The sequence below is a fragment of the Microcoleus sp. F10-B2 genome, assembly GCF_036704965.1.
GTDB lineage: Bacteria > Cyanobacteriota > Cyanobacteriia > Cyanobacteriales > Microcoleaceae > Microcoleus.
Genome location: NZ_JAUBTB010000156.1, coordinates 1 through 9,576, shown reverse-complemented (window position 1 = coordinate 9,576; position 9,576 = coordinate 1). Strand labels below are relative to the sequence as shown.

The 9,576-nt window shown below is 44.6% G+C and carries 11 protein-coding genes; 4 read left to right on the top strand and 7 right to left on the bottom strand.

Annotated features, from left to right (window positions below):
- The first annotated feature begins 121 nt into the window (after positions 1–121).
- Entirely contained in the window at positions 122–913 is a 792-nt protein-coding gene (locus QUA99_RS31335) for a hypothetical protein (protein ID WP_333244971.1), read from the top strand.
- Positions 914–922: 9 nt separating this feature from the next.
- Positions 923–1,447, top strand: a complete 525-nt coding sequence (locus QUA99_RS31330; RefSeq protein WP_333244974.1) for a DUF488 domain-containing protein — start codon at positions 923–925, stop codon at positions 1,445–1,447.
- 45 nt (positions 1,448–1,492) lie between these two features.
- Here the strand turns inward: QUA99_RS31330 and QUA99_RS31325 are convergent, their stop codons facing one another.
- Both QUA99_RS31325 and ispE read right to left on the bottom strand, forming a co-directional pair.
- On the bottom strand, positions 1,493–1,852 hold the full coding sequence (locus QUA99_RS31325) for a DUF3082 domain-containing protein (RefSeq protein WP_333244977.1): 360 nt from the start codon (positions 1,850–1,852) through the stop codon (positions 1,493–1,495).
- Positions 1,853–2,034: 182 nt separating this feature from the next.
- A complete protein-coding gene (ispE, locus tag QUA99_RS31320) occupies positions 2,035–3,012 on the bottom strand; it encodes a 4-(cytidine 5'-diphospho)-2-C-methyl-D-erythritol kinase (protein WP_333244980.1) in 978 nt (325 codons plus the stop codon).
- Between the two features lie 90 nt (positions 3,013–3,102).
- Here ispE and QUA99_RS31315 point away from each other — a divergent pair, with 90 nt between their 5' ends.
- Complete coding sequence (locus tag QUA99_RS31315) at positions 3,103–4,629, top strand: ATP-binding protein (RefSeq protein WP_333244983.1); 1,527 nt, start codon at positions 3,103–3,105, stop codon at positions 4,627–4,629.
- 90 nt (positions 4,630–4,719) lie between these two features.
- Here the strand turns inward: QUA99_RS31315 and QUA99_RS31310 are convergent, their stop codons facing one another.
- Positions 4,720–5,118, bottom strand: a complete 399-nt coding sequence (locus tag QUA99_RS31310) for a hypothetical protein (protein ID WP_333244986.1) — start codon at positions 5,116–5,118, stop codon at positions 4,720–4,722.
- Between the two features lie 59 nt (positions 5,119–5,177).
- Complete coding sequence (rsmA, locus tag QUA99_RS31305) at positions 5,178–6,038, bottom strand: 16S rRNA (adenine(1518)-N(6)/adenine(1519)-N(6))-dimethyltransferase RsmA (RefSeq protein ID WP_333244988.1); 861 nt, start codon at positions 6,036–6,038, stop codon at positions 5,178–5,180.
- 277 nt (positions 6,039–6,315) lie between these two features.
- Here rsmA and galK point away from each other — a divergent pair, with 277 nt between their 5' ends.
- Positions 6,316–7,395: a galactokinase gene (gene galK, locus QUA99_RS31300; RefSeq protein WP_333244992.1), complete on the top strand. Its 1,080-nt coding sequence runs from the start codon at positions 6,316–6,318 to the stop codon at positions 7,393–7,395.
- Here galK and QUA99_RS31295 read toward each other — a convergent pair.
- The 3 genes from QUA99_RS31295 to QUA99_RS31285 all read right to left on the bottom strand — a co-directional run bounded on the left by QUA99_RS31295 (position 7,385) and on the right by QUA99_RS31285 (position 9,549).
- Positions 7,385–7,759 (bottom strand): signal peptidase I, encoded by a 375-nt coding sequence (locus QUA99_RS31295; RefSeq protein ID WP_333244994.1) that lies wholly within the window; start codon positions 7,757–7,759, stop codon positions 7,385–7,387. The genes galK and QUA99_RS31295 overlap by 11 nt on opposite strands.
- Before the next feature lie 377 nt (positions 7,760–8,136).
- On the bottom strand, positions 8,137–8,814 hold the full coding sequence (locus tag QUA99_RS31290) for an SRPBCC family protein (RefSeq protein WP_333244997.1): 678 nt from the start codon (positions 8,812–8,814) through the stop codon (positions 8,137–8,139).
- A 33-nt stretch (positions 8,815–8,847) separates the two neighbouring features.
- A complete protein-coding gene (locus tag QUA99_RS31285; protein ID WP_333245000.1) occupies positions 8,848–9,549 on the bottom strand; it encodes a baeRF3 domain-containing protein in 702 nt (233 codons plus the stop codon).
- Between the last annotated feature and the right edge of the window lie 27 nt (positions 9,550–9,576).

Sequence of the window (9,576 nt, the reverse complement as noted above, 5' to 3'; positions counted from 1 at the left end):
CTAATTATGAAATGGAACCGAAAAATAAAAAATAAAGGTAACTTAGTTAATGCAGTTTAGATGTTTGACAGCTTATCACTAGCGATTGCATATAAAAATGCAATTATCAAGAATAAACTTTATGGAAAGGCAAAAAATATTAATTGCAACCAAAACATATCCATCAATTAGTACAAAATACCGAGAAACGGTATGCACAGCGGGAGTTATCTTGGATGATGAAGAAAAACCACTTAAGTGGGTTCGCATTTATCCTATTCGCTTCCGACAATTAGATTTCGATCGGCGCTATCCAAGATGGTCTATTATAAGTGCTAAAATTGAAAGAAACGATAAAGATTATAGATTGGAGAGTTTTCGGATAGATGATGAATCAATAGAAGTTTTGAAAAAAATTGACACGAGCAATAATTGGAGCGAACGAAAAAAACTTATTTTACCACTAAAGTTCAGCTCGATTCGGGATATACAAAATCAAGATAAGTCTCTGGGTATTATTAAGCCACGAACTATTAAAAAATATTTCTGTCAAGAAACTACACGTGAGTGGGAACCCAAGCAACAAGCAGTTATAGATCAGCTAGATTTATTTGAGCCACCAAAAGAACTTGAAAAAATTCCATATCAGTTTGGGTATAAATTTATTGACGAAGACGGCGACGCACATCGTTATACTATTAGTGATTGGGAAATTCAAGAACTTTATAGGAAATGTAGAAATAAATCTCAAGGTTTAACACCACTCGCCAAGGAGAAGGACGCTCTCGAAAAAGTAAGGCAAAAACTAGAAATTGATTTTTTACACAATAAAGATTTATACTTTATAGTAGGCAACTTAAAAAATCATAAAAAAAGTTTCATGATCATTGGCTTGTTTTATCCACCCATAGTTTCTCAGCTTTCCTTGTTCTAATTATCAATTATGATGAACAAACTTCTTTGCAAAAATAATGAATCCTCTCAATCAGCTCAGATTTCTCTTAGTACGACCAATAAAGAGGAAGTTGAATCTTTTTGCGAAAAATGTAATGAATCCGAACAACTTGAAAATGAATACATATTCACCTTTGGCTATGGAAATCGAAAAAACTACGACTTGTTTTTAGCATATCTGCAAAGTTATGATATTAAATATGTAATTGATGTTAGGAAAAATCCTCGCGCTTGGACTCGCAGGTGGTATGGGGATAAAATTGAAGAATTTTGCTTTTCAAAAAACGTTAAATACATTTCCAAAATCGATTTAGGAAATACATCGGGAACCCAAAAATGGATACCGCCCCATCAAAAAAAAGCCAAAGCTGCTTTGCGTGAAGTTGCAGAAATCACTCAGCAAGGCACAGTTCTATTGTTATGTGCTGAAATGAATCCCGATAAATGTCACCGGGTAGATGTTGCGGAGAAATTAGCCAAGTTAGTGTCACTACCAGTTAAGCACTTGCTGTGACAATAAATAATTGCAGTAATATTTATGTGGCAAGAGACATAACGCTTAAACACCAGAAGACCTATCGGGTTTTTTCACCAAATTTTGAATCAAAATTTGCACGGCCAGCAGCATCAAACCCACTGCCGCCATAGCAAAAACACCAGTCCCCAAAGCAGCCATTCCTACTACCAAAGTTCGCACGGCTACCGAAATTTTAATCGCAGTAATATTGTCCGAATGAACTGGCTTACTTGCAAAACTTTGAGCGATCGACATAGTTAGCGCGTACAAAGGTACAGCAAAGCTGCCCGCCATCAGCGAACCAGTCAGGCACCGCAATACCGTCGGTGACTTGGGCGGCAAAGCATCCTCAGCAGAACTTGGAGGTTGAGAACTAGAATTAGGATTAGTTAAATCAGCCATTGCGATTTTAGATTTTAGATTTTAGATTTTAGATTCCTGGTTAATTAACCAAAATTAAAATCAGTGTTTCATGGCATTTTATCAGTTCTTCGATCTCAATAGACTCTGCGCAAAGTTAGATTCATCTTGACAATCGCCTGTTAGACGCATTTAACTCGGATCGCGATCGCATCATCTTCGATTTACACCCTCGGAATCGGCGCTTTTACATCATTTTCCTCCGAAAAAATCCGAATCCCCGTATTGCTAAACTTTGCTACCCAAAAATCCAAATCGGGAGAAGCGATCGCACTTTTAACCCGTTCCAAAACCTGCTGAGCCTGCTCAGGAGACTCCGCCAGCGCAAACACCGTCGGCCCGGAACCCGACATCATCGTGCCCAAAACCCCCGCCGACTCAAAAGCCTCCCGCAACTGCAACACCTGCGGGTAAACGGGCAAAGCAACTTTTTCTAAATCGTTGTGCAGCAATTGACCAATTTTCGATCGATCTTTTTGGGCGATCGCCCCCACCATCGGGCCCGAATGCAGCCGTTCCCGGCGGCACTCCAAATCTTCCGCTGCACAATAGGAACTACTGAACTGCTGGCGATAAGTTTGATACGCCCATGCCGTAGAAATACTGAGATTGCGGTACTTTGCCAACACCACAGAAAAGCCCCCCAAATCAGGCAGCGGCGACAGTTGGTCCCCGCGACCGGTTGCCAAAGCCGTACCTCCAGCAATGCAAAAAGGCACATCCGAACCCAAAGTTCCCCCCAACTCTTGCAACTCCGACTGAGTAAGTCCCAATTGCCACAGCAAATCCATTCCGACTAAAACCGCAGCCGCATTAGCCGAACCCCCGGCAAGCCCCGCCGCCACCGGAATCTGCTTGTGAATGGCAATCTCGACTCCGCCGTATTTCGCCAAAGCATCGGGGAATTGCTTCGCCAACAAATCCGCCGCCCGGTAGGCCAGGTTATTCTTATCAGGAGGGACTTGCGGGTGATCGCAGCGCACGCGAATCGTGTCCGTACCGATCGCGCGCAAGTCAATTCGATCGGCTAAATCTATGCTTTGAAGTACCATCGCCAGTTCGTGATATCCGTCGGGGCGATCGCCTATGATTTCCAAATACAGATTGATTTTTGCTGAAGCTAGCAGAGAATATGAACGCATAGGTGATTAAGCCGCAGGTGAAAGAAACCCCTGGTTGAAATTAATTGACACCAGTCAGAGTCCATTTTCTCACAACTCAAAGGAAATATTATGCAGGAAATGTGGAAAACTTTTTTTACTTCCGGGCCATTTATTCCTCACGGCCACTGCTATCTCTGGCATACCCCGTTAGTCTGGCTTCACCTTACCTCAGATTCTATCATTGCACTCGCGTATTTTTCGATCCCAATTACATTGGTTTATTTTATTTCCAAACGCGAAGATTTGCCATTTAATTGGATCTTTGCCCTGTTTGGAGCCTTTATCGTCGCCTGTGGCATCACTCACATATTTGAACTCTGGACACTTTGGCATCCTACCTATTGGCTTTCAGGAACAATGAAAGCAATTACTGCCCTTATTTCCTTTGCTACAGCCATACTTTTGGTAGGCTTAATGCCTCAAGCCCTAGCACTTCCCAGTCCCGCACAGTTAGAATCCGCAAACCGACTCCTAGAAGCTGAAATTGTCGAGCGCCAATTAGCCGAAGCTGCACTAAAAAAAGCCAAAGAAGAATTAGAAATTCGAGTTGAGGAACGCACCGCAGAGTTAAAGTCTCAAACTCAACAGTTAGAATTGGCAAACCGACTCCTAGCATCGGAAATTGTCGAGCGCCAATTAGCAGAAGCTGCACTAAAAAAAGCTAAAGAAGAATTAGAAATTCGAGTTGAGGAACGTACGGCAGAGTTAAAATGTCAAACTCAACAGCTCGAACAAGCATTGTCTGAATTGAAGCAGGCTCAATCCAACCTAATTCACAGCGAAAAAATGTCCTCTTTAGGGCAATTGGTCGCTGGGGTTGCTCACGAAATCAACAATCCGATTAACTTTATTTACGGCAATGTTACTCCCGCTAGCGAGTATGCCGATAGTTTGCTAGAAGTGGTCAATATCTATCAAGAGCAGTATCCCAATCCCCTACCCGCAGTTAAAGAAAAACTCAATTCTGTAGATTTAGATTTTATCAAATCTGACCTGCGTAAAATATTAATTTCTATAAAAAAAGGTGCCGAGCGCATTCTCGGTATTGTCAAGTCGCTGCGAATTTTTTCTCGCCATGATGAAGCAGAAATGAAATTAGCCGACATTCACGAAGGAATTGACAGCACACTGATGATTTTGCAAAGCAGATTGAATGCTAAGCCCGGTTTGTGCAGCATTCAAATTATCAAAGAATATGGCAATTTCCCGAAAATAGAGTGCTATCCCGGACAGCTAAATCAAGTATTTATGAATATCCTGGCTAATGCTATTGATGCTTTAGAAGATGACAGTCACAGTGCGATTGCAGCCGCCAATGAAGCTAATCGTCCCCTCATCAAAATTTCTACTAAACTTTCAGACAGTGAAGTGGTAGAAATCCGAATTAGCAACAACGGGCCAGAAATAACTGAATCGGTGATGAAGCAGTTATTTAATCCATTTTTTACCACTAAACCAGTAGGAAAAGGCATAGGATTGGGTTTATCGATCAGCTATCAAATTATCACAGCAAGACATCAAGGCGAATTGCAGTGTATTTCTGCACCGGGGAAAGGTGCAGAATTTATTATTAAAATTCCCATGAGGCTGAAATAAACACGTTAGATAGTTATGTTTGAGGAAATGCAAACAATAAAAACACAATTTGAATTTCGCCGCTCCACAGAAGTTAGGCAACGGCTGCCATCAGCGCACCATTGCTCTCAAAGTCATTACAACTATTGCGCCGTCTCCGCTAACCCACTCAGCCTTGATGTCTCTTAAATCTGGTGACATCGTTCCACGATAAACCATTGGAATAAATCCATCCTCCTTCTGAGAATATATCTCTTCCATCACGAAATTTAAGCTGCGAATATTGATGAGCACTCGAATTTTAGACTCATAAACCTCTTGGGTTTTCTCATTCACAAATCTTTCGATTCCGTTCAGTTCAATATCGCTCTCATTCAATGCTTTTGAATCGGAAATAGAGACCACAACACTCCATGATTCTTGAGAATTTACCCATTGGTATGTCCCTGAATATTTAGTGGGTAAAGATTGCAGTACTGTCTCAACATTCCGTACTGTCTCAACATTCATTACTGCCTCAACATTTTTCTGACCAACAGGGGGCGTAATCGATAACAATGACACGAAAATTAGGATAGTAAGTCTCTTAAACATTCCTGACTCCCATTCAAATGACTGGACATAATATTATTACTCAAATTTACCCATTGCTCCACGCTTAAATCTTCAGCGCGAGATTGAGGATTTATCTGTAACTCTTCTAGCAATTGAACGAGTTTATCTAAATCCACAGCCCCTTTCAAATTATTTCGCAGCATCTTGCGCTTGCTACCAAATCCCAACTTAACTAAATTCTCCAAATAGCGCGGATTAACCGCCGCAGTTTCTATCTGTCTGGGAAGCAGCCGCACCACGGCGGAATCGACTTTTGGCGGCGGAAAAAAGTCTTTAGAGGGTACATCGCAAATTAACTCGCATTCTGCTAAATACTGCACCCGCACCGACAAAGCGCCAAAAGCTGTCGAACCCGGTTTAGCGTAAAGCCTTTGGGCCACTTCTTTCTGCACTAAGAGCACGATCGCATCGAAGGGTTTAGCAGCAGGAACAGATATCGTTCCCAGCAGTTTTTGCAGGATCGGGCCGGTAATATTATAAGGAATATTGGCAACAACTTTATTGGGATTTTGGAATTTTGGAAAAGCCGTTAGTTCAGCATCTAAGTCCATTTCCAGGATGTCGCCTTGCAGCAGTAAAAAATTGTCGGTTTTGCCGAGTTGTTTGGCTAGCTTGAGACACAAATCTCGATCGATCTCCACAGCAACAACAGACTCAGCCGCAGGCAGCAAACGCCGAGTCAGAATCCCCGTACCCGGCCCAATTTCCAGGACGCGATCGCGATCCAAAGAAGCCGCTTTCACAATCTTATCTAAGGCTTTCTCGCTTTTGAGCCAATGTTGAGCAAACTGTTTCCGGGGTCTGGTCGATCGCATTTTTTGAATTTTTGGAGAAATCTTAGCCTGTCATTCTATCACAGCTCAATATCTCTTCCCTACCTAAGGTGATGTTTATTTTTGTTAACAGGGGTTGAATTAACCAAAAAACTTGGGCACTATAATAATGACAAACGATAAAAAATAAATTTATTTCTTCCCAATTACCAACAGCACAACACGTAAGTCACGGACACACGGATAGCTGTTTTTCCAAATAACCAATAACAAATAACCAATAACAAATAACCAAGAACCAATTACCACTTCCCCAAAAATGAAATTCCAACGAGTATTTGGTACATTACCCAAAATCACAGCCAGCGCCCCCGGAAGAGTAAACCTGCTGGGCGAACACACAGACTACAACGATGGATTTGTACTTCCAACTGCGATTCCCCAACGCACAACAGTACAAATCGGCTTCAGCAGCGACAATCGACACCATTTTTATTCAGCAGAATATGACGAACTCATAAATTATTCAGACGAAGATACCATACCGCAAAAATTTGTCACTTATATCTGTGGCTGCCTGAGACTTTTAGAAAAAGAAGGATACAAAATACCGCCAATAAATCTCTACATTACCTCCAATGTGCCGATCGGAGCCGGTTTGTCCAGCAGCGCCGCTTTAGAAATAGCAACCCTCAGAGGAATGCGCGCGCTGCTGAACCTCCCCATAGACGACGTGCGCCTAGCTCAAATCGGACAGCTAGCCGAAATCCGCTATGCCGGCTTGAACTGCGGGATCATGGATCAAATGGCGTCGAGTTTAGCAGACACCAACACCATGCTATTGATCGACACCCGCAGCCTCAAATGCCGCCCGATACCTTTTCCCACAGGCACAGAAATTTTAGTAATTGACAGCGGCGAAAGCCACCAACTAGCAGCCGGAAGCGGCTACAACCAGCGGCGCGCCGAGTGCGAGGAATCCGCGCGGATATTGGGAGTTAAAGCTCTCAGGGATATCGCCGATCCCCAAGCTATCGAAGTATTGCCGGAACCCCTCAGAAAGCGAGCGCGGCACGTCGTTACCGAAAACAACCGCGTGCTCCAAGCGGTAAAATCTTTGCCAGCAAAACGTTTTGGCGAGTTAATGAATGCTTCCCACGCCAGTCAGCGCGACGACTACGAAGTTTCGGTGCCTGCAGTAGACGCGCTGGCAGCCATCTTGCAGTCAATCCCCGGAGTCTTCGGCGCAAGGCTGACGGGCGGAGGTTTTGGCGGTGCTTGCGTAGCGCTGGTGGAGAGTGGGAAAGCGGGTGTTATCGCATCAGAGGCGATCGATCGCTACCAGGGCGCGGGTTATAGCGGCCGTGTTTTGGTGCCCGAAATTAAAGTTAATTCTTAACGCCAGAACTATCTCCCGACAGGGAAGGCCACCGCACAGTCACGATTACCGAATCCTCCTCGGCAGACCAAGAATGAGGCACTCCCGACAGCCAGAGAGCATAATCTCCTTCGCGAGAAAGCAATATTTCTTGTTCGGGAAATTGCAGGCGAAACCGCCCTTTTACCAGGATAGAAAGCGTCGTGGCTGTCGCATTTACCGCCCACTGAGTCCTACAATCTCCGGCGGGGTGAGTGCCCCATTTTACTTCTAAAACAGAAGTCGATCGCGGGTCGTCTTCAGGGGTCATAAAGTGACCAGCAAACCACCCGCCGCGACTTGCACCTTCAGCGCCCGCATTTCCAAAAACTACTTCTGAGGACATCAGTTAATAATCTCAAAAATAAATAGGTTGCCCGCACAAACTCTACGGTTTCTAGTAAGGACTTTAGTCCCGATCGATCGCTCATGCCGTAGGGACACTCCAAGAGTCAATAGGTGTCAACTTAACGTACAACCGATAGTCCGACAGCGGTTGAAACAAGAGCCTCAAAGCTCAAGTCGTCTGAAGACGACTCATGAGTTTTTCAGTCCTCTTTGAGAGGACTTTAGCTATTAGACAGGGAATTCATTCCCTGGCGGACCCGGAGGGCCGGCGGGAGGACTGGTGGACAAAAAGCTTAAGTTGAACACCTATGGGCTTGCCCTAAGTCCCTACACTCGCCGGGTCCCTACAAGGGCTTACCACCAAAAGTGCTATACTTACTTGCGGCCCGAAGATTGACCTTCCGTAGTCGCTATTTCCCCAGTTTCCATCAACTGCTTAAAGCGGCGCAAATCGTCGGCAATTTGCTGTTCGGGAGCTTCGCCAAATAGTTTAGCAGCACCAGCAGCAATTGCACCGCCCGGAGGGTTGTATTCGATGACAACTTTTACCTCAGTACCGCGTCCTGCAGGTGCCGGTTGAAAGCGCACAAAACCTGAATTCTCAATATCAGCTCCTTCAACAGACGCCCAAGCAATTAAGCGATTTTCTTCTTCGCGGACAATCTCTGCATCCCATTCCACGCTATTGCCCATCGGCGCGCTGGCAATCCAGTGAGAACGTTTTTCATCGATGACCGCAACGTGTTTGAGATGCTTCATAAACCGAGGCAAATTTTCAAAATTGCGCCATAAACGGTACAATTCATCAGCCGGTTTGTCGATCGTCACCGTCTTTTCAACTTTAATGCTTTGATTCGGATCTGCGGCCGACTGCAAACCCTCCACAACCCCCAGCCCGCGCGCCGCTAAACCGCCACCCGCAACCGCCAGCAAAGCACCTCGCAAAGAACGCTGCGACAAACCAAAAAGCACCAGGGCGCCGCCGCCAATTAAAGATGCCCAGCGTTCGGTATCGCCGCTGCTACTTTGGTTTTGTTTGTCGGAATTTGTCATTGAAGTAGATTCCATTGGTTTAAACCTAGTGAATTAATAGCGAAAAATAGCAGCTAAAGGCGCCTCGTCCGGCACTTTTTCCGGCGGCACTGCGTAAACAGTTCCGCCGTTGAGAATAGTTTGAATTGCTGCGGCATTCAACAAATCTTCGTCGCCCAATTCTGCATCTGGGTGGATTTGCACCGAGTTCGTATCGGGATTAAAAGTACCCCACTGCTGAACGCCAAGAGCAACAAATAGTCGATCGACCCGTCCAAAATAAGCAGCCGAAACAGCTTCTTTCAAATCAGCAGAAATTTTATCGCTTCCTGTCAGATCGCGGTATTGTGCGATCGCCTCTGACTGAGCCTGCAAAAACAAAGGTTCCACCAGCGGCAAAGCTTCGGCCCGCAACTCTTCCGGCTTGAGAAGTTTCTGATTGCCTGTAATTCCTTCTTCAACTAAATGCCGGTAGGTATTTGCTTCTCGGTAAAGCGGGAGCAAATACTCAACTCCAGCTAACACTAAAGGAGCTTTTTTATTGTGCAAATATTCGTGCAGCGCCCCATCGATTATGTGGAAATACTGCAATATTTCGTGCTGGCGCTCATCTCGATCTGGACTTCCTTGACCGTGAAAACTTCCCGGCTGCTGAAAAGAATTATTAGTGCCTCCTTTTGAAGTAGCAATCCGAAACTGACCATCTTTAAGCTGAGACGCAGCTAGATTGTATAATATAAAAAAATAAGCAATCATTAGTTATAGTGTATGCCAGCCAAAAAC